We start from the raw sequence: 18,652 nt of genomic DNA, 5'->3' as shown, positions 1-18,652 counted from the left end.
GGGGTGGGCGGCGCGGGCGGTCCGCAGCGCGGCGGCCAGGGTGGCGTCGGTGACGTCGGCCAGCGCGGCGCCCACGGCGGTCACGTCGGCCAGTGGCGCTACCGGCAGGCCGCGCTCGGGGCGGGGGGCGAGCCCACCGGCCCGGCTGAGCACGTCGGCGCAGGCGATCCGGACCAACTCCCGGCGGCGCAGCGCGCGGACCGCGCGGGTGGCCTCGACCGGGTCGTCGTGCCGGGCGGCGGCGGCCGCGAAGCCCTCGCAGAGCACCTCCCGGGCGCGCGGCGCCAGCTCGCTCTCCTCGGCCAGCAGCCGCAGCGCCTCCGGGTCCCGGGCCAGCAGGTCGGCGGCGTACCGGGAGGAGGAGAGCACCCGGGCCAGCCGGCGGGCGACCGGACCGGAGTCGCGCAGCAGCCGCAGGTACCAGGGGGTGGAGCCGAGCTTGTCGGAGACCTGGCGGTAGTTGAGCAGGCCCCGGTCCGGCTCGGGGGCGTCGGCGAACTCGCTGAGCAGCACCGGCAGCAGGGTGCGTTGGATGGCGGCGGTGCGGCTGACCCCGCCGGTGAGGGCCTGGAGGTGACGCAGCGCCCCGGCCGGGTCGGCGAAGCCGAGGATCTCCAACCGGTGGCGGGCCGCCTCCGGGGTCAGCCGTAGCCCGTCGGCCGGCACCCGGGCCACCGACTCCAGCAGCGGCCGGTAGAGCAGCTTGGCGTGCAGCCGGCGTACCTCGGTGGCGTGCGCGACCCAGTCGGCGCGGAAACTCTCCACGGCGCTGCGGCCCGGGGTGGCGGTGTAGCCGAGCGCGGCGGCGAGCCAGCGCAGCGCGGCCGGCTCGGTCGGCACGGTGTGGGTACGGCGCAGGCCCTGGAGCTGGAGCCGGTGTTCGACGGCGCGCAGGAAGCGGTACCCGCGCAGTAGCGCCTCCCCGTCGGCCCGCCCGACGTAGCCGCCGGCGACCAGGGCGCGCAGCGCCGGCACGGTGCCGGCGACCCGCAGCGACTCGTCGCCCCGACCGTGCACCAGTTGCAGCAGCTGGACGGCGAACTCGATGTCGCGCAGCCCGCCCGGGCCGCGTTTGATCTCGCGTTCCAGCTCCTTCGGCGGAACGTTGTCGATGATCTTGCGGCGCATGGCGCGGACGTCCTCGACCGCCTCCGGCCGCTCGGCGGCCCGCCAGACCAGCGGGGCCAGCGCGTCGATCCACTGCCGGGCCAGGCCGAGATCACCGGCGGCCGGCCGGGCCTTGAGCAACGCCTGGAACTCCCAGGTGCGGGCCCAGCGCTGGTAGTAGGCGAGGTGGCTGGCGAGGGTACGCACCAGCGGCCCCCGGTTGCCCTCGGGGCGCAGCGCGGCATCGACCGGCCAGGCGACCAGCCCGCACACGCCGATCAGCCGGGCGGCGACCCGGGTCGCGACGGCCAGGTCGGCGTCGTCGGCGGCCACGAAGATCACGTCGACGTCGGAGACGTAGTTCAGCTCGTCGCCACCGCACTTGCCCATCGCCACCACCGCCAGCGGGGGCCGGGACGTCCCGTCCGCAAGCTCGCCGACCGCGATCTCGTGCGCGGCGGCGAGGGTGGCGTCGGCCAACGCGGAGAGCGCCCCCATGGTCTGCTCCAGCCCCCGCCCGCCGGTCAGGTCGGCCGCCGCGATCCGCAGCAGCGCCAGCCGGTACGCCTGCCGCAGCACCGCCACCGGCTGGGTGGACGCGGTGAGCCGCCCGGCGAGGTCGAGGTCGAGCCGCCCCTCGGCGATCGGGGCCAGCCCGTCCGGGGCGGTGGCCAGCACGGTCCACTGTCGCGGGTTGGCCACCAGGTGATCGCCGAGGGCCGACGAGGCGCCGAGCACGGCGAGCAGCCGGCGACGCAGCCCCGGGTCGGCGTGCAGCGCGTCCAGCAGCGCCGAACGGGCGGTGTCGTGGTCCGCGGCTCCGTTGCCCCGGCGTTCCGCCTCGACCAGGCGGTGGAGCTGACGTAACGCCAGGTCGGGGTCGGCGGCCCGGGACAGCGCGGCCAGCAGCTCGGTGGCGGGCTCGTCGACCGGTTCCTGCTCGTCGGTACGCCACAGCCCCAGCCCGTCCGGGCCGAGCAGGTCCGCCGCCCGCGCCCCGCCGTCGCCCTCGGCGAACCCGTAGCGGGCCAGCCGTCCCCTGGTCGGTCGGGTCATCTCAATGCCCGAGCAGGGGCAGGCTGGGGCGGACGGTGGCGTCGTCCAGCTCGCCGAGAGCGAGGGCGGCGAACCGGATCGCGAACGGCTGCCAGACCTCCTCGACGTCGGCCATCACCCGGTCGCAGGCCGCCACCACCAGCTCCGGGTCGTAGCCCAGCTCCGCCAGGAGCGTCGAGTCGCGGGCCCAGTCGGCGATCATCGCGGTGTCGCACTCGATGTGGAACTGCAGGCCCCAGGCCCGGTCGCCGAGGCGGAACGCCTGATGCGGGTAGCGGGTGGAGGCGGCCAGCAGGGTCGCCCCCCGGGGCAGTTCGGTGATCTCGTCGACGTGCCACTGGAGGACGTCGGGGATCAGCGGCACGTAGCGGAACAGCGGGTCGGCCTCGGCGGCGTCCCGCTTGCCGACGACGCCGGGGCCGACCTCCGGGCCGGCGGGGCTGCGCTCGACCTGGCCGGCGTGCGCGGTGGCCAGCAGCTGCGCGCCGAGGCAGACTCCGAGGGTGGGCACCCGGTGCCGAACGGCCTTGCGCAGCAGCCCTTCGAGGGCGGGGAACCAGGGCTCGCCCGGGGCGCCGTCCGGCACCGGGTGCGCCTGCCGGTCGCCGCCGAGCACCACCAGCGCGGCGTACCCGGTCAGGTCGGCGGGGAGTTCGTCGCCCGCGTGCGGGCGCAGCACCCGCAGGTCGAGCCCTCCCTCGGTCAGCCACTCCCCCAGCCGGCGGAGGTCGTCGGTCGGGTCGTTCTCGATCACCAGCGCGGTCGCCACGGTGTCGAGGCTATCGGGTGCGCCGGGTGCCCCCTTAACGACTCGGACCCCGGTGCGGCCGAGCCGCGCCGGGTCGGGCCGGCTCACCGGGCACGCAGGGCCTCGAGCATGCGGGTCAGCGCCTCCCGGGTGGCGGTGAGGTCGGCCGGATCCGTCGACCGGGCGAGCCAGAGCGCCGCCTCGTTCATCGCGCCGGAGAGCAGGTGGGTCAGTGGCGCAACCGGCTGCCGGGCAATCACGCCCGCCTCCACCAGCTCGGTCAGCGCCTCGGTCAGGTGCCGCCCGGCGGCCGCTTCGTCCAGCGCCCGCCATTCGTGCCAGCCGAGCACGGCCGGGCCGTCGACCAGCATGATCCGTTGCAGCTCGGGATCGGTGCTGGCGGTGAGGAACTGCTGGCAGCCCGCGGTGAACCGCGCCCAGGGATCGTCGTGGGCGTCCGCGGCGGCGGCGACCCGCCGGCCGACCTCCTGCTGGACCTCCTCGAGGACCGCGCGGAACAGGTCCGTCTTGCCGGCGAAGTGGTGGTAGAGCGCGCCCTTGGTCACCCCGGTGACCCGCACGATCTCCGCCAGCCCCACCGCCGGGTATCCACGGGTGGCGAAGAGCCGCCGGCTGGCCCGCAGCAGGGCCCGGCGGGTCTGCTCCCGCTGTCGTTCCCGGACGCCCTGCGCCATGTACGCCTCCACGCTCCACCTGGCCGCCACCTGCGACCCCGACCACCGATTGACATACCGATGGTATGTTAACTACCGTCATCTCGCATACCGATGGTATGCGAAAGGAATCAACGCCATGAAACTGACCAGCTTCTATCCGGTCATCTGCACCCGGCAGCTCGCCGAATCCCACGACTTCTACCGCCGCCACCTCGGCTTCGAAACGACCTTCGAGGCCGACTGGTACGTGAGCCTGCGCCAGCCCGGCCCGCCCGGGTACGAACTGGCGCTGCTCGACCACCACCACCCGACGCTCCCCGAGGCGTATCGCGCCCCCGTGCGGGGACTGCTGCTCAACGTCGAGGTCGACGACGTGGACGCCGAGTGGGAGCGGCTGGTCGTCCGGGGCGGCCTGCCCGTGGAACGGGAACTGCGCAGTGAGGACTTCGGACAACGGCACTTCATCATCGCCGCCCCCGACGGTGTGCTCGTCGACGTCATCACGCCCATCCCACCCGCCACGGGGTACGCCGAGCAGTACGTCGACCGGTGAGCCACCCTCGGCGGCTAGGCTCTGCCGCTGTGCTCACCGACGACTGCGTACGCCCGCCGGTCCTGCGTCCCGGTGACACGGTGATGCTGGTGTCGCCGTCCGGCCCGACCCGCCCGGAGCGGGTGGCCCGGGGTGTCGAGCTGCTGACCGGCTGGGGGCTGCGCCCGGTGCCGGCCCCGAACGCGTACGCCCGGCGCGGCTACCTGGCCGGCGATGACGCGCTGCGCGCCGCCGACCTGAACACCGCGTTCACCGACCCGCAGGTGCGCGGGGTGATCTGCACCCGGGGCGGCTACGGCGCGCAGCGGATCGTCGACCTGATCGACATGGCCGCGGTACGCCGCGACCCGAAGGTGGTGGCCGGCTTCTCGGACATCACCGCCCTGCAGTTCGCGCTCTGGCGGGGCGCCCGACTGGCCGGCGTGCACGGGCCGGGAGCGGCCTGGCGAGACGACCGCACCCCGCTGCGCTCGGCGGAGTCCCTGCACGCCGCGCTGATGACCACCGCACCGGTGACGGTGCACGCGGTCGCCGAGGAGGAGACCTACGCCGTGCGGGTGCCGGGGCGGGCGGAGGGTCCGCTGCTCGGCGGCAACCTCTGCCTGATCACCGCCTCGATCGGCACCCCGGACATGCCAGACCTACGCGGGGCGGTGCTGCTGGTCGAGGAGGTGCAGGAACCGCCGTACAAGGTCGACCGGATGCTCACCCACCTGCGGCGAGCCGGCGTGCTGGACGGGCTCGCCGGGGTGGCGGTCGGCCAGTTCACCGACTGCGCCGACGGCTGGGACACCACAGTCGTCGACGTGCTGGCCGAGCGCCTCGGCGACCTGGGCGTCCCCGTCCTCGGCGGCCTGCCGATCGGCCACGGCCCGAGCCAGCTCACCGTTCCCGTCGGCACCCCGGCCGTCCTGGACGCCACCGCCGGCACCCTCACCATCACCCCCGCCGTCCAGTAGCCCGCCCCGGTCGGGTCGATCACGAAGTTGACGGTGGGGAAACCCCTCGCCAGCTTGCCAGCTTCATGATCAACAGGGCGCGGAGGTGGATTTTCAGCTGGGTGACAGCGTTGGCACGGGTTCGGCTCAGGGAGATGGGCCACTGTCGGTCACGGCATCGCACACCGACCTGATGGAGAGACGAATGGCCCGCACGATCTCGAAGAAGCACCTGCTGGCCGGGCTGGCCGCCGCCGGAGTTCTCGGCGTGGGGATCGCCGTCCCGACCATGGCGTTCGCGGAGAACGCCGCACCGTCACCGAGCACCAGCAACGGCGAGCAGCACCACAACCGGCAGGAGCGGCAGGCCGAGTTCGCCGACGCGCTGGCCAAGGAGCTGGGTGTGCCGGCCGACAAGGTGACGGCCGCGTTGGAGAAGTTGCGCGAGCAGCGCAAGGCCGACCGGCCGGAACGCCCGTCGGCCGAGGCCCGGCAGGCGAAACTCAAGGAGCGGCTCGACCAGGCCGTCAAGGACGGCAGGTTGACCCGGGAGCAGGCCGACGCGATCACCAAGGCCGTCGAGTCGGGCGTCTTCCCGGGCGCCGGCGGTCGCGGCCACGGCGGCTGGGGGCCGGCCGGTAAGTAACCACTCCCTCCCCTTCCTCGCGTCCGGTCCCGCCGACCCCGGCGGGACCGGACACTCCATCGGATGACCGACTCCGAGCCGGCGAGGTGGTGGCATCCTCACCGGGACACCGCCAGGTCGGCCGGAGCGGATTGCGCCCTTCTCACGCTGGCGGTGGCATCACGGCCCGCAGACGCGGAGATCGCTGCCGAGGCAGTGTGGCTGGTACTCGCGGCTCGCGGCTTCGGTGGCCTGCCCGGTCAGGCGGAGGCCGGCGGGGTGAAGACGCCGAGCTGGTTGCCGGCCGGGTCGAGCAGGTGGGCGAAGCTGAGCCCGCTCGGCGCCGTCCGCAACGGCACCAGCACCTTCCCACCGGCCGCCTCGGCCCGGCGGCAGGTCTCCGCCACGTCGGCCACCTCCGCGTAGAACACCGTGTAGTTCGGCGAGCCATCCTCGGTGGCCCGGACCGCCCCGCCGATCCCCTCTTCCCCACCGGCCCCGGTCACCCGGTACGACCGGCCCGGCGCACCCTGCTCCTCGAACGTCCAGCCGAACAACTCGCCGTAGAACCGCTCCGCCTCGTCGGGGCGGTCGGTGCCGATCTCGAACCAGGTGACGGGTGTCGTGGACATGTGCATCCTCCTGTCTCCGCGCCGGCCGGACGGCCGGCGTCGTCAGCAGACAGCCTCGGAGTGGTCCGCGACACCGTCCTGTCGGTGTTTACCGGCCGGTGTCAGAGCAGGCTCAGCGGTCGGACCCGCTCGGTGGGGATGTCCAGGTCCGCCGGGCGCCACTCGCGGGTGACCAGCTCCGGCAACGGCGCCACCTCCAGGATCCTGTCGGTACGGAAGCAGCGCAGCGCGTCGCGCAGCCGGCACCAGGCGAGCAGGTACCAGTGCGTGGGGTTGCCCAGGTAGCCGAGCGGCTCGACCTCGCGTACCGAGTCGGCGCCGACACGGTCGGCGTACCGCAGGCGCAGCACGCGGCGCGCGGTGACCGCGTCGGCGACGGCGGCCGGGACGGGCGTGGCCGGCTCGCCGCCGACCAGATGGACCCGGCCGGCGAGCCGGCGCGCCTCGGCCGCATCGGCGGCCGGCAGCACCGCGAGCAGCTTGCGCAGCGCGCTGGCGCCGGACGCGGCGAACGGGGTGCCGCCGAGGCGGCGCAGCGCGAGGGCCATAGCCACCGCCTCACCGGCGGTGAGGTTGACCGGCGGCAGGGTGCGCGCGCGGTCGACGACGTAGCCGCCGGTGCGGCCGGGCTCGGCCCAGATGGGCACGCCACCGGCCTGCAGCGCGGCGATGTCCCGCTCGATGGTGCGCACGCTCACCTCGAAACGCCCGGCCAGCCAGCGGGCACTGCGCGGCCGGGGCGACACCGCCCGCAACTCCTCCACCAGGGCATAGAGACGGTCCGTCCGGTTCACCCCGGGCAGGCTAGACCCGGGGTACGACAGCCGGCGTCAGGCGATGCAGGCGCAGACGATCAGCGCCGCGCCGAAGTGCGTGGCGGCGCTGACCCACGCCGCCGGGTGCGGCTCGTCGGAGCAGACGATCTCACCGAGCCGCCCGGGGGTGAGCAGGTCGAGCACGAAGAACGCCAGCGCCATGATCAGCAGGCCGATCAGCCCGAAGACCACCGTGGAGGCGAGACCCTTGGCGAAGTCGCTGTAGCTGGTCAGGATCGCGGTGAAGACGATCCCGGCGATGCCGAGCTGGTTGGCGGCGAGCAGCAACGCCGCGTTGCCGTTGCGCCGCACCCAGATCAGCTCGCGCAGCCTTCCCGGGGTCAGCACGTCCACCAGCAGGAAACCGGCGGCCATCAGGAGCACCCCGACGACCCCGAAGACCACGCTCTGCCATGCTCCGCTGAGCAGATCCTCCAGCACCTGACCGCCTCCGCCCGTCCACCGGCCGGCGAGGGTGCCGGCACGGTGATCGAGACGATAGCGGCCCCGCGCAAGCGTGATCTAGAGGGACAGGTAGCGCTGCCGCTCGTAGGGGGTGACCTCGCGGCGGTACTGCTCCCACTCGGCCCGCTTGTTGCGCAGGAAGAAGTCGAAGACGTGCTCGCCGAGCACCTCGGCGACCAGTTCGGACCCGGCCATCACGTCGATCGCCTCGGACAGGTTCTCCGGCAGGGCTTCGTACCCCATGGCCCGCCGCTCGGCGCTGGACAGCGACCAGACGTCGTCCTCCGCGCCCGGCGGCAGCTCGTAGCCCTCCTCGATGCCCTTGAGGCCGGCGCCGAGCATGACCGCGAAGGCCAGGTAGGGGTTGGCCGCCGAGTCCAGCGAGCGGACCTCCACCCGGGCCGAGTTCGGCTTGCCGTACGCGGGCACCCGGACCAGCGCCGAGCGGTTGAGGTGCCCCCAGCAGACGTACGCCGGGCTCTCGGTGATCCGGTCCGGCAGCGCCTGCGGGAAGAGCCGCTTGTAGGAGTTGACCCACTGGTTGGTGACGGCGGTGTACTCGCGGGCGTGGGCGAGCAGGCCCGCGATGAACGACTTGGCCACCTTGGACAGCTTCATCGGGTCGCCGGCGTCGTGGAACGCGTTGCGCTCCCCCTCGAACAGCGACAGGTGGGTGTGCATGCCGCTGCCCGGCTGGTCGGTGAAGGGCTTCGGCATGAAGGTGGCCTGCACCCCGGTGGAGAGCGCCACCTCCTTGACCACGTGCCGGAAGGTCATGATGTTGTCGGCGGTGGTCAGCGCGTCGGCGTAGCGCAGGTCGATCTCCTGCTGGCCGGGGGCGACCTCGTGGTGGCTGAACTCCACCGAGATGCCGATCCGCTCCAGGGCCAGCACTGCCTGGCGGCGGAAGTCCCGCGCCACGGCGTGCGTGGTGTGCTCGAAGTACCCGCCGGTGTCCACCGGCACCGGCACCGAGCCGTCCTGCGGGCCGTTCTCCAACAGGAAGAACTCGATCTCCGGGTGGGTGTAGAAGGTGAAGCCCTTCTCGGCGGCCCTGGAGAGCATCCGGCGCAGCACGTGCCTCGGGTCGGCCCAGGACGGGCTGCCGTCGGGCAGCAGGATGTCGCAGAACATCCGGGCGCTCTCGCCGCTGACCCCACCCTCGAAGGGGAAGACCTGGAAGGTGGTCGGGTCGGGCATGGCGACCATGTCGGACTCGAAGACCCGGGCGAAGCCCTCGATCGCCGAGCCGTCGAAACCGATGCCCTCCTCGAAGGCCGCCTCCAGCTCGGCGGGGGCCACCGACACGCTCTTGAGCGTGCCGAGCACGTCGGTGAACCACAGCCGGACGAACCGGATGTCCCGCTCTTCCAGCGTACGGAGGACGAACTCCTGCTGACGGTCCACTTCCCCAACCTCTCACGACGTACGTCCGGTGCCGGCCCGGCCTGATCGCCCAGTCTCCACCGGCCTGGTTAAGCAGACGTTACGCGACCTACCTGCGCGCGTCCTGTGGTGTCCCGCCCCGCCGGATCACGCCGGGGAGCCGCCACCCCGGCGGGTGGCCGCCGTCTCGTCCGGCGCTGCGGATTGGCGCGGGCCCGCTGGGGCAAGATGAACACATGCCCACCCTGCGTCTCGCCCTCTCCCAGGTCAACCCGACCGTCGGCGACCTCGCCGGCAACGCGGCGCTGGTCCGCACCTGGTCCCGCAAGGCCGCCGACGCCGGCGCCCAGCTCGTCGCCTTCCCGGAGATGATGCTGACCGGCTACCCGGTCGAGGATCTGGTCTTCCGCCGCTCGTTCGTGGCGGCGTCGCAGGCCGCGCTGGAACGCCTCGCCGCCGACCTGGCCGCCGACGGCCTGGGCGACCTGCCGGTGGTGGTCGGCTACCTCGACGCCGACGGCCCGCCCCAGGTCTCCGGGGACGCCCAGCCCGGCCGGGGGGCCCGAAACGCCGCCGCGCTGCTGCACGGCGGTGCCGTCGTGGCCACCTACTTCAAGCACCACCTGCCCAACTACGGCGTCTTCGACGAGGACCGCTACTTCGTCTGCGGCGACACGTTCACGGTGGTACGCGTCGGCGGCGTGGACGTGGCGTTGACCATCTGCGAGGACCTCTGGCAGGCCGGCGGCCCGTTCGCGGTGGCCCGGCAGGCCGACGTCGGGTTGGTGGTCAACATCAACGGCTCGCCGTACGAGCTGAACAAGGACGACATCCGGCTGCCGCTGGTGCGCCGCCGGGCCGCGGAGGCCGGCGCCACCATCGCGTACGTCAACATGATCGGCGGGCAGGACGAGCTGGTCTTCGAGGGCGACTCGATGGTCGTGGCCGCCGACGGCACGCTGCTGGCCCGCGCCCCGCAGTTCGTCGAACACCTGCTGGTGCACGACGTCGAGCTGCCCGAAGCGGGCCCGCCCGGCCCGGAGGCCGAGGAGTTGGCCGACGGGATGCGGGTGCTGCGGCGTGCCGTCGGGGCGATCCCGGCGGCGCCGGCGGGCCCGGTGGCCGACGGGGGGACCATGGCCCCGGTCGCCGACGAGGCCGAGGTCTGGCAGGCGCTGGTGCTCGGCCTGCGCGACTACGTCAACAAGAACCGCTTCCCCTCGGTGGTGCTCGGCCTCTCCGGCGGCATCGACTCGGCGGTGGTCGCGGCGCTCGCCGTCGACGCGCTCGGGCCCGACCGGGTGGTCGGCGTCTCCCTGCCCAGCCAGCACTCCTCGGAACACTCCCGGGCCGACGCGGAGGAGCTGGCCAAGCGGACCGGGCTGGACTACCGGATCGAGCCGATCCAGCCGATGGTGGACACCTTCCTGGCCAACATGTCGCTGTCCGGCGTGGCGGTGGAGAACCTCCAGGCCCGGGTGCGCGGCGTGATCCTGATGGCGCTGTCGAACCAGGAGGGTCACCTCGTTCTCACCACCGGCAACAAGAGCGAGCTGGCGGTCGGCTACTCCACTCTCTACGGCGACTCGGTCGGCGGCTTCAACCCGGTCAAGGACGTCTGGAAGACGCTGATCTGGCGGCTGGCGAAGTGGCGCAACGCCGACGCCGACGCCCGGGGCCAGACCCCGCCGATTCCGGAGAACTCCATCGGCAAGCCGCCGTCGGCCGAGCTGAGCCCCGGCCAGCTCGACAGTGACAGCCTTCCCGAGTACGACGTGCTCGACCCGATCCTGATCGGCTACGTCGACGGCGACCTGGGCCGGGACGGGCTGGTCTCCTCCGGGCACGACCCGGCGGTGGTGGACAGGGTGCTCCGACTGGTGGACACCGCCGAGTACAAGCGCCGCCAGTCCGCCCCGGGGACGAAGATCTCCATCAAGGCGTTCGGACGGGACCGGCGGTTGCCGATCACCAACCGCTGGCGGGAGAACAGCTGATCCTTCCCGGCTCCACAGCGCGACCGGTGGCCGCCCCCTGGTCCGTGATCGTGGCGGGGTCCGCCCCTCGGACCCCGCCACGGCGCGCCAAGTGACATCCTGCACTGCACCCTGCCCGGACGGGGTCGCCCGGTGCGACGATCGCGGCAGGTACCCGGGGACCGCGACAGCGGCCTCGAGGAGAGGAGACAGTCATGGTGGAGACCACCCCGACCGAGGTGACCGCCCTCTACGGCGGCCCGGCGACCCGGCGGGTCCGCACCCGCGACCTGATCGCCGCCAAGCAACGCGGCGAGCGCTGGGCGATGCTCACCTCGTACGACCAGTACACCGCCGGCATCTTCGACGCCGCCGGCATCCCGGTGCTGCTGGTCGGCGACTCGGCGGCGAACAACGTGTTCGGCTACGAGACGACCCTGCCGGTGACCGCCGAGGAGCTGCTGCCGCTGGTGCGGGCCGTGGTGCGGGCGACCCGGCAGTCGCTGGTCGTCGGCGACCTGCCGTTCGGCTCCTACGAGGAGGGGCCGGCGCAGGCGCTGCGCACGGCGGTGCGGTTCATGAAGGAGGGCGGCTGCCACGCGGTGAAGCTGGAGGGTGGGCGGCGGTGCGCCGCACAGATCTCCGCGATCGTCGGCGCCGGCATCCCGGTGATGGCACACATCGGTTTCACGCCGCAGAGCGAGCACACCCTGGGCGGCTACCGGGTGCAGGGGCGCGGCGACACCGCCGACGAGGTGCTCGCCGACGCCCGGGCGGTGGCCGAGGCGGGCGCGTTCGCGGTGGTGCTGGAGATGGTGCCGGGCGAGGTGGCCAAGCGGATCACCGCCGAGCTGGACATCCCGACCGTCGGCATCGGCGCCGGGCCGGACACCGACGCGCAGGTGTTGGTCTGGCAGGACATGGCGGGCCTGCGCACCGGCCGGGCGCCCCGGTTCGTCAAGCGGTACGCCGACCTGGCCGGGGCGCTGACCGACGCGACCCGTCGCTTCGCCGACGAGGTACGCGGCGGCGAGTTCCCGGCCGCCGAGCACACCTTCTGATCGACCACGGGCAGGCGGCACAGGACGGGCACCCCGCGAACGGAGAAACCGCTAGGGTGTCCGTCCGTGTATCGCTCTCGTATCTCGGTTGTTGTTCTGTCCTGTGTTTCCGCGCTGGCGCTGGCGGCGTGCGGCGGGGAGGAGCCGGCGAAGACGGCCACGCCCACGCTGCCGGCCACCACGTCCGTCGCGGACGCCCCCACCGCCGCTGCCACCGCGTCCGCCGCCGCGCCCTCCGCCGCCGACCCGGCGAGTGAGAAGAAGCTCTGCGAGGCGGCGAAGAAGATCGGCGACGAGTCGAAGCAGGCTCTCGTGAAGGCCATGTCGCCGGGTCAGGACGTGACGGCGGTGATGAAGAAGGCCTACGCCGACATGGCCAAGGGAATGGCCGACGCGGCCGCGACCGCCGGCCCGGGTAGCGAGGTGGCCCCCGCGCTGGTCGCGTTCGGCACGGAGGCCGACAAGGCGGCCAAGGCCGTCACCGACGCCGACAGTCCCGCCTTCGAGAAGGCCGGCACCGACCTCGACGCCGCCTGCAAGAAGGCCGGCGTCAACATCAACTTCTGACCCGCCCCCGCCGGTCGTGGCATGCCGTCCTGTCGGCACGCCACGACCGGCGGGTCCGCTCTCGCCCGGCGCGCGACGGATCCGGATCGTGCGGGCCGGTGTCAGAGGTCGGTGACGCGGATGCCGGCGTGTGCCTTGTACCGCTTGTTGATGGCGATCAGGTTGGCGGTGAACGCCTCTATCTGGTGGGCGTTGCGCAGCCGGCCGGCGTAGATGCCGCGCATGCCGGGGATCCGGGCGGCCAGCGCGCCGACGATGCCGACCAGCTCCCGGTCCTCGGTGCAGATCAGCACGTCGAGGTCGATCCGGTCGATCTCCGGATCGGCCAGCAGCGGGGCGCTGACGTGGTTGAACGCCGCGCAGACCCGCGAGTCGGGCAGCAGGGCGGCGGCCTGCTGCACGGCGCTGCCCTCCGCCACCGGCAACGCGTACGGGCCCTGCTTGTCGAAGCCGAGCGGGTTGACGCAGTCGACCACGATCGTGCCGGCGAGCGGTTCGGCCAGGGCGGCGACGGTGTCGGCGTGCCCGTCCCACGGCACCGCGATCACCACCACGTCGCTGCGGCGGGCCACCTCCTCGTTGCCGGCCCCGGTGACCTCGGCCCCGGCCGGCACCCCTGGCAGCGCCGCGATCTCGGCGGCGGCCTCGGCGGCGCGCTCGGCGGAACGGGAACCGATCAGCACCGTCTGCCCGGCCCGAGCGAACCGGTAGGCGAGCCCTCGCCCCTGGTCGCCGGTGCCCCCGATGATGCCGACGATCAGCCCGGAGACGTCAGGCAGCGTGGTCGCGTCGTAAGCCATGCGATCATCCTCGCAAACCGGCTCGCCCGGCAGCAGCGCCCGACGCTGTGACACACCCCGCCCCGACGGTCAGTCCCGGGCGAACAGCACCGTGCGCCGGACCGGGTCGGCGGTGACCAGCCGCACCCGGATCCGCTCGCCCAGCGGCAGCTCGCCGCCGCACCGGGCGCGCACCGGCGGGTCGTCCAACGCCACCGTGCCGCCGGGCTGCCGGCCCGGCTTCGACTGCCCGTTCGGCGGGGCGTCCACGTCGAGCACGACGGCGGGAAAGGTCTCTCCGACCCGGTGCGCCAGCAGCACCGCCTCGGCCAGCTCGATCGCGCCTCGGGTGGCCGCGCCGGCCGTGCGGTCGGTGGCGGCCATCACCTCGGGCAGCCGGGGCAGCGCCGCCCTGGCCCAGTCGGGGACCGGCCGGCCTTCGTGCAGGGCCAGGCAGACCTCCGTCGCGTACCGGTCGGCGAGCCGGCGCAGCGGGGCCGTGACGTGGGCGTACGCGGCGGCGACGCCGCCGTGCTCCGGCTGCTCGGGCGGCTCGCCGTCGAAGGCGGTGTACGCGGCCCCGCGCATCAACTCGGCCGCCTGGTCGACGAAGGCCGCGGCCCGGGACTGGGTGGTGTCCAGCCCGACCAGCAGCTCGCCGACGCTGGTCCCGTCCGGCCAGGGCACGCCCAGCGCAGCCGCCGCGGCCCGCAGCCGGGTCACCGCCTCGGGCTTCGGCGGCGGCATGGTCCGCAGCAGTCCGATCCCGCCGGCGAGCATGATGTCGGCGGCGGCCATCCCGGTGAGCAGCGAAATCTGGGCGTTGTGGTCCTCCGTCGGGACGGGGCCGCGCAGCACCAGCCGCCAGCCGTCGCCGTCGGGCTCGACGTCCTGCTCGGGCAGCGGCAGGTTGATCGCGCCCCGGCGCAGCCCACGGTCGGTGAGCAGCGCGCCGATCTCGGGCAGCAGGGCGATCGGCTCCGGCAGGGTCCCGGTTTCGGCGGCGGCCTGTACCCCGACGTAGTCGAGCTTGGCGCGGCTGCGTACCCGGGCGCGTTCCAGCGCGACGGCGTCGGTGCCGCCGTCGGCGTCGAGGTCGAGGGTCCACACCACCGCCGCCCGGTCGGCGTCGGGCAGCAGGCTGGCCGCGCCCTCGCTGAGCGTGCGCGGGTGCAGCGGCACGTTGCCGTCGGGAAGGTAGACGGTCTGCCCGCGCCGCCAGGTCTCCAACTCCAGCGGGCCACCGGGGCGGACGTGGGCGGCGACGTCGGCGATGGCGTACCGCACCCGGAAGCCGCCGCCGGGGCGGCGGCTCAGGTGCATCGCCTGGTCGAGGTCGCGGGAGGTCGCCGGGTCGACCGTGACGAACGGAACGTCGGTGCGGTCGACCCGGCTGGAGGGCGGGGCGGCGGCTGCCTCGTCCGCCTCGCGCTGCGCCGCGACCGGGAAACTGTCCGGCAGTCCCAGTTCGCGGCGCAGCGCACCGAAGTCGATGCGGGGCGCCAGCACACGTCGGATGACCACGGGTCAATCCTGGCAGCCCGGCGGATGATCCGCTCTCCGGCGAAAGGGGCGGCGGTCGCCGTACGGTCAGCCGGTGGCCTTCCGCGCCCGCGAGCGGGTGCCGGCCGGCGCGGAGGCGCGGGCGGCCGCCGTACGTGAGGGGGCCTTGCGGGCGGTGGTCTTCTTCGCGGGTGCCGTCTTCGCCGCCGACTTGCGGGCCGTGGTCGACGATGTGGCGGTCGACTTCCTCGCGGGGGCCTTGCGGGTGGTGGTCTTCGTCGCCGAAGCCTTCCTGGCGGTGGTCTTCGAGGCCGGCGCCTGCTTCGCGGCCATGGTGGTCTTCTTCGCGGCGGCCGACGTCGTCTTCTTCGCCGCGCCGGCGCTCTTGCGGACCGCGGCCGTGGCCTTCCTGCCGGTGGAGGTGACCTTCCGGGTGGTCGCGGTGGACTTCGCGGCGGCGGTCTTCTTCGCCGCTGCCGTGGTCTTCTTCGCCCCGCCGGTGGTCTTCTGAGCGGCGGTGCCGGCCTTCTTCGCCGCTGCCGTGGTCTTCTTCGCCCCGGCGGTGGCCCGGGTGACGGCCTTCTTGGCGGGAGCCTTCTTCGCCGTCATCCTGGTCGCCGGGGCCTTCTTCGCGGCGGTCTTCGTCACCGGTGCCGTCTTCGCCGCCGTCGTCCGCTTCGCGGCCGTGGTCCGCTTCGCGGCCGTGGTCTTCCTCCCGGCCGTGGTTCGTTTCGCGGCCGTGGTCTTCTTCGCGGCCGTGGTCTTCTTCGCGGCGGTCGCCGTGGTGGCCGGGGCACGCCCGGTCCCGGCGCCCGCGGCGCTCGGCGACGCCTTGCCGGCCGTTGCTCTCCGGGCCGTCACGGTGGCCGGCGCGGACCGGCGTGCCGCGGTGCTCCGGGTGGTGCCAGCGGTCCGCTCCGCCGCGGCGGATTTCCTGGCTGCCGGGCGGGTGGTGGCCTGTTGTGCTTCGGCCATCTCGGTTCCCTCCTTGGGGACATGCGCTCACGTGCCTAACGGAGACACGGAGTTCCTCGACGCGGGCCGTCCCGCGCCGCCTATCTGCCCTCCCCGGCCCAGCGGGCGTCCTCGGCCTCCCACGCGTCGTTGCGCTCCCGCACCCTCTGCAGGGCGTTCTCCGCGTCGGCGGCTGAGGCGTACGGCCCGAGAACGTGCCGGGCGGGACACACGTCGGCATCGGTCTCGACCCGGTGGTGTCGCGTGCACCAGTAGTAGTGCCCGCCACGTCCGCTGTCGTTCATGGGATCACTGTGCACCGCGAGCAGCCCGGCCGCCACCGGATCGGGTAAATACGCGCCGACTTCCACATTAGACCTGCTCAGAGGGCATGCGGGCGGGAATGACGGAACCAGCCTGCCGTTGATGGGGCAGCCGGGAAGGGGATCGGTGAAGCAGAATCCCGAGGTGCGTTTCGGGGAAGGAAGATTGGCGCGGGCGCGACGCGGCCTGGTTGCCGCGAGTGTGGTGGTGGCGCTGGCCGTGGTCGGGTTGGTGGCGGCGGCGCCACTGCTGCGGGACCACTCACAGCAGCGGTTGGAGCAGCGGGCGGGCCGCGAGGTGACCGCAACCGCCCAGCGGACGCGGACGAGACTGCTGGCCGACCCGGCGGCCGGGCAGGCGACGCTGCGCGGAATCGCCGACCGTGCCGACGGCGTCGAGGTGCTCAACGTGGAGACCGGCACCACAGGGGTCCGGCTGGTTTTCCGGGTACGCGTGGCGAAGACCGCGTCGAGCGTCTTCGGGTGGCAGCGGGCCACCGCCGACGGCTGCTTCGCGCAGGTGGTTGGTCCAGGCTCCAATCCGGCGGGGCTGGAGCGGATGCCGTGCCCGTCGTGACCGGCACCGCGCGACGGCCGGTACCGCCGCATCGCCGGCACCGGCAGAATCGGCGGTCATGACCTGGGCAACGGCCGGTACCGGTACCGGAGGGCGCTCGGCGGCACTCATCAGTGGTCGTCGTACAGCCGGGCGTGCAGGTGCATGTCGTGCCAGCCGTCGGTGTGCAGTCCCTCGCCCCGCTTCGTGCCCTCGGCGGGAAGCTGGCGTACGCCGCGATCCGGCAGGACGCGACGTTCGCCGTCGAGTGGCTCAGCTCGGCGCGGTGCAGCCCGGGAACCTCGAAGCACCAGGCGGCCAGCGCCGACGACGCCCGCCGGTCGACCCGACGACCACGGGCGGACGGCAGCCCCCGGTAGGAAACCTCGGCGAGCCCTTCGGCGAGGACCAGCCGGCGCAGGCTGATCTGCCCGACGACCTGCCCCGTGCGGCCAGCGAACCAGGTGGCACGGCGGGCGGGGTGAGCGACGGCACGGCTTAGGACAACCTGTGGGCGTGGCGAGACAGAAGGGCTTGACGTTCGGCCTGCGTTGGCACGTCCTTTCAACCGTCCCGGTCGGGCAACTCGGCGAGAAGCCGTTGGTACTCGGCCTGGCTGCCGATCGCCGCCCGGTATTCAGGGTGGCAGACGTAGTGTCGGATTTCAGCGGCGAGAAATCCGGCGTCGACATTGTCGGCGCGCAGAACCTTCCGGCTCCATGAAATGCCGCGTCGCCGAACCAGCTGCGGTTTTGCAAACGCCATCCGGAGGTGCAAGGGGCGGTCGGCGTCCGGGGGGATCTGAGTGGCTGGTCGGGCAGGCTCTTGCGGCGCCCTGGGACACAGCGTTGCTACAATCAATCGAGCGATGGCGATGCTGGCGGACGAAGGGCTCGTTATCAATCGGGCTCGTTCAAGTCGAATCGTGCACATCCCCGGCGGAGCCCCGAACAAGTCAGGACCCCGAGTAATCCTCATTGGAGGATATCCCGGATCGGGCAAGACAGAGTTCGGGCGCGTTATCGCTCGTCAGACTGGCTGGGCGATACTCGACAAAGACACAACAACGCGGCCTGTGGTCGAAGCAGCGCTAGAGCGGATGGGGCGGTCTCCCCACGATCGCGAGTCAGAGACCTACCTGTCGGCGATCCGCCCTGCGAAATACGAAACCCTGACGGCCACCCTCACGGAAAATTTGCAGTGCGGGTTGTCGGTGGTCGTGACTGCGCCCTTCACCAAGGAGCTACGAGATAAAGCATGGTGTGATCGTCTGGCCGCCACGGTAGCGGAGTACAGCGGAACTCTCCAGGTTGTTTGGGTGTACTGCGATGCCGATACCATGCACACCTATATCTGTCGCCGTGGTGCCGCCCGAGATGACTACAAGCTTGGAAACTGGGCCAAGTACCTTGATGGCCTTGACCTTATGTTCGAGCCCAAGATTCCCTACGTAAGCGTCGACAACTCCGCAGGCGCTCGACCGCTACAGGAGCAAGCCAAGGAGCTGCTCAGCAAGATGGCTGAACTGCGAGAAAGGGCCTGGTTCTTTACGGTGCGCCCGCTACTGGCAAGGACACGGCAACCACCGAACTTGTCAACCGGGAACCTCGGTTCGAGCACTTCAAACGGCTGAAGGTCGGCCCTGGTAGGACCAAGGGCTATCGGATGATTAGTTCGAGACAAGCCGACGACCTACGCCAGAGGTCAGGCGAGATCTTGTGGGAAAACAGCCGGTATGGCGCGACATACTTCGTTGGCCGTTCCGGATTAGAGCAGCTATGGGCATGGGGGAAGTTCCTGTTGTGCACCTTGGCCAGGTCGAAGCGGTCAAAGCAATAACGGGTGATGCGAAGAGTGGTGCGAACTGGACTGTAGTCGAACTGCTGAGGGGTGGCCGCCGGTGGCCAGCTTCGACCCCGGGAGCCGGGTTC

General features: G+C 72.6%; 20 protein-coding genes and 1 pseudogene. 9 read left to right on the top strand and 12 right to left on the bottom strand.

The window, feature by feature from the left end:
• The 3 genes from E1193_RS05925 to E1193_RS05915 all read right to left on the bottom strand — a co-directional run.
• The coding region (locus tag E1193_RS05925) for a bifunctional [glutamine synthetase] adenylyltransferase/[glutamine synthetase]-adenylyl-L-tyrosine phosphorylase (protein WP_132181021.1) at window positions 1-2,163 on the bottom strand (2,163 nt) is incomplete at its 3' end.
• A 1-nt stretch (window position 2,164) separates the two neighbouring features.
• Entirely contained in the window at window positions 2,165-2,932 is a 768-nt protein-coding gene (locus E1193_RS05920) for a type 1 glutamine amidotransferase (protein WP_132181019.1), read from the bottom strand.
• A gap of 83 nt (window positions 2,933-3,015) precedes the next feature.
• Window positions 3,016-3,618: a TetR/AcrR family transcriptional regulator gene (locus tag E1193_RS05915; RefSeq protein WP_243707306.1), complete on the bottom strand. Its 603-nt coding sequence runs from the start codon at window positions 3,616-3,618 to the stop codon at window positions 3,016-3,018.
• Between the two features lie 106 nt (window positions 3,619-3,724).
• Between E1193_RS05915 and E1193_RS05910 the strand changes: the two genes are divergently transcribed.
• From E1193_RS05910 to E1193_RS05900, 3 genes are all read left to right on the top strand, one after another.
• Complete coding sequence (locus tag E1193_RS05910) at window positions 3,725-4,141, top strand: VOC family protein (protein ID WP_132181017.1); 417 nt, start codon at window positions 3,725-3,727, stop codon at window positions 4,139-4,141.
• Window positions 4,142-4,170: 29 nt separating this feature from the next.
• Window positions 4,171-5,100 carry an LD-carboxypeptidase gene (locus E1193_RS05905; protein ID WP_132181015.1) on the top strand — a complete coding sequence of 310 codons (930 nt, stop codon included), beginning with the start codon at window positions 4,171-4,173 and terminating at the stop codon, window positions 5,098-5,100.
• A gap of 184 nt (window positions 5,101-5,284) precedes the next feature.
• A complete protein-coding gene (locus tag E1193_RS05900) occupies window positions 5,285-5,725 on the top strand; it encodes a hypothetical protein (RefSeq protein WP_132181013.1) in 441 nt (146 codons plus the stop codon).
• A 239-nt stretch (window positions 5,726-5,964) separates the two neighbouring features.
• Here the strand turns inward: E1193_RS05900 and E1193_RS05895 are convergent, their stop codons facing one another.
• From E1193_RS05895 to glnA, 4 genes are all read right to left on the bottom strand, one after another.
• Window positions 5,965-6,336 carry a VOC family protein gene (locus E1193_RS05895; RefSeq protein ID WP_132181011.1) on the bottom strand — a complete coding sequence of 124 codons (372 nt, stop codon included), beginning with the start codon at window positions 6,334-6,336 and terminating at the stop codon, window positions 5,965-5,967.
• Window positions 6,337-6,437: 101 nt separating this feature from the next.
• On the bottom strand, window positions 6,438-7,130 hold the full coding sequence (locus E1193_RS05890; RefSeq protein WP_132181009.1) for a YafY family protein: 693 nt from the start codon (window positions 7,128-7,130) through the stop codon (window positions 6,438-6,440).
• Between the two features lie 36 nt (window positions 7,131-7,166).
• Window positions 7,167-7,592: a DUF350 domain-containing protein gene (locus E1193_RS05885; RefSeq protein ID WP_132181007.1), complete on the bottom strand. Its 426-nt coding sequence runs from the start codon at window positions 7,590-7,592 to the stop codon at window positions 7,167-7,169.
• Window positions 7,593-7,673: 81 nt separating this feature from the next.
• A complete protein-coding gene (gene glnA / locus E1193_RS05880) occupies window positions 7,674-9,023 on the bottom strand; it encodes a type I glutamate--ammonia ligase (protein WP_132181005.1) in 1,350 nt (449 codons plus the stop codon).
• 215 nt (window positions 9,024-9,238) lie between these two features.
• Here glnA and E1193_RS05875 point away from each other — a divergent pair, with 215 nt between their 5' ends.
• From E1193_RS05875 to E1193_RS31740, 3 genes are all read left to right on the top strand, one after another.
• Window positions 9,239-10,999, top strand: a complete 1,761-nt coding sequence (locus E1193_RS05875; protein ID WP_132181003.1) for an NAD+ synthase — start codon at window positions 9,239-9,241, stop codon at window positions 10,997-10,999.
• Window positions 11,000-11,193: 194 nt separating this feature from the next.
• A complete protein-coding gene (gene panB / locus E1193_RS05870) occupies window positions 11,194-12,039 on the top strand; it encodes a 3-methyl-2-oxobutanoate hydroxymethyltransferase (protein WP_132181001.1) in 846 nt (281 codons plus the stop codon).
• A gap of 66 nt (window positions 12,040-12,105) precedes the next feature.
• Window positions 12,106-12,606: a hypothetical protein gene (locus E1193_RS31740; RefSeq protein WP_165945653.1), complete on the top strand. Its 501-nt coding sequence runs from the start codon at window positions 12,106-12,108 to the stop codon at window positions 12,604-12,606.
• 101 nt (window positions 12,607-12,707) lie between these two features.
• On the opposite strand, the gene npdG is transcribed toward E1193_RS31740, so the two are convergent.
• The 4 genes from npdG to E1193_RS05840 all read right to left on the bottom strand — a co-directional run bounded on the left by npdG (window position 12,708) and on the right by E1193_RS05840 (window position 16,147).
• On the bottom strand, window positions 12,708-13,406 hold the full coding sequence (gene npdG, locus E1193_RS05855) for an NADPH-dependent F420 reductase (RefSeq protein ID WP_132180997.1): 699 nt from the start codon (window positions 13,404-13,406) through the stop codon (window positions 12,708-12,710).
• A 69-nt stretch (window positions 13,407-13,475) separates the two neighbouring features.
• Window positions 13,476-14,909 carry an RNB domain-containing ribonuclease gene (locus E1193_RS05850; RefSeq protein WP_132180995.1) on the bottom strand — a complete coding sequence of 478 codons (1,434 nt, stop codon included), beginning with the start codon at window positions 14,907-14,909 and terminating at the stop codon, window positions 13,476-13,478.
• A gap of 66 nt (window positions 14,910-14,975) precedes the next feature.
• Window positions 14,976-15,863: a histone gene (locus tag E1193_RS05845; protein ID WP_132180993.1), complete on the bottom strand. Its 888-nt coding sequence runs from the start codon at window positions 15,861-15,863 to the stop codon at window positions 14,976-14,978.
• 80 nt (window positions 15,864-15,943) lie between these two features.
• On the bottom strand, window positions 15,944-16,147 hold the full coding sequence (locus tag E1193_RS05840) for a hypothetical protein (protein WP_132180992.1): 204 nt from the start codon (window positions 16,145-16,147) through the stop codon (window positions 15,944-15,946).
• A 145-nt stretch (window positions 16,148-16,292) separates the two neighbouring features.
• Here E1193_RS05840 and E1193_RS05835 point away from each other — a divergent pair, with 145 nt between their 5' ends.
• Entirely contained in the window at window positions 16,293-16,742 is a 450-nt protein-coding gene (locus tag E1193_RS05835; RefSeq protein WP_132180990.1) for a hypothetical protein, read from the top strand.
• A gap of 110 nt (window positions 16,743-16,852) precedes the next feature.
• On the opposite strand, the pseudogene E1193_RS32930 reads toward E1193_RS05835, so the two are convergent.
• A pseudogene (locus E1193_RS32930) lies at window positions 16,853-17,166 on the bottom strand (GNAT family protein); the annotation flags it as partial.
• Window positions 17,167-17,237: 71 nt separating this feature from the next.
• On the opposite strand from E1193_RS32930, the gene E1193_RS32925 reads away from it, so the two are divergent.
• Together E1193_RS32925 and E1193_RS05820 are read left to right on the top strand one after the other, a co-directional pair.
• Window positions 17,238-17,444, top strand: coding sequence for a hypothetical protein (locus tag E1193_RS32925; RefSeq protein WP_243707311.1), 207 nt, complete (start codon window positions 17,238-17,240; stop codon window positions 17,442-17,444).
• Between the two features lie 145 nt (window positions 17,445-17,589).
• The gene (locus E1193_RS05820; RefSeq protein ID WP_207922579.1) at window positions 17,590-18,354 is read left to right on the top strand and encodes an AAA family ATPase; all 765 of its coding nucleotides are present in this window, start codon (window positions 17,590-17,592) and stop codon (window positions 18,352-18,354) included.
• The last annotated feature ends 298 nt before the right edge of the window (window positions 18,355-18,652 follow it).

The organism is Micromonospora sp. KC606 (genome assembly GCF_004348675.1).
In the GTDB taxonomy this organism is placed as follows: Bacteria; Actinomycetota; Actinomycetes; order Mycobacteriales; family Micromonosporaceae; genus Micromonospora.
Note: the sequence above shows the minus strand (reverse complement) of the source record. Positions and strands in the feature narration are given on the sequence as shown.

Coding starts and splice junctions, on each gene's coding strand:
- npdG (WP_132180997.1), bottom strand. CDS start 13,406: ATGGCTTACGACGCGACCACGCTGCCTGACGTCTCCGGGCTGATCGTC.
- E1193_RS05875 (WP_132181003.1), top strand. CDS start 9,239: ATGCCCACCCTGCGTCTCGCCCTCTCCCAGGTCAACCCGACCGTCGGC.
- E1193_RS05845 (WP_132180993.1), bottom strand. CDS start 15,863: ATGGCCGAAGCACAACAGGCCACCACCCGCCCGGCAGCCAGGAAATCC.
- E1193_RS05840 (WP_132180992.1), bottom strand. CDS start 16,147: ATGAACGACAGCGGACGTGGCGGGCACTACTACTGGTGCACGCGACAC.
- panB (WP_132181001.1), top strand. CDS start 11,194: ATGGTGGAGACCACCCCGACCGAGGTGACCGCCCTCTACGGCGGCCCG.
- E1193_RS05900 (WP_132181013.1), top strand. CDS start 5,285: ATGGCCCGCACGATCTCGAAGAAGCACCTGCTGGCCGGGCTGGCCGCC.
- E1193_RS05895 (WP_132181011.1), bottom strand. CDS start 6,336: ATGTCCACGACACCCGTCACCTGGTTCGAGATCGGCACCGACCGCCCC.
- E1193_RS05820 (WP_207922579.1), top strand. CDS start 17,590: ATGGCGATGCTGGCGGACGAAGGGCTCGTTATCAATCGGGCTCGTTCA.
- E1193_RS05910 (WP_132181017.1), top strand. CDS start 3,725: ATGAAACTGACCAGCTTCTATCCGGTCATCTGCACCCGGCAGCTCGCC.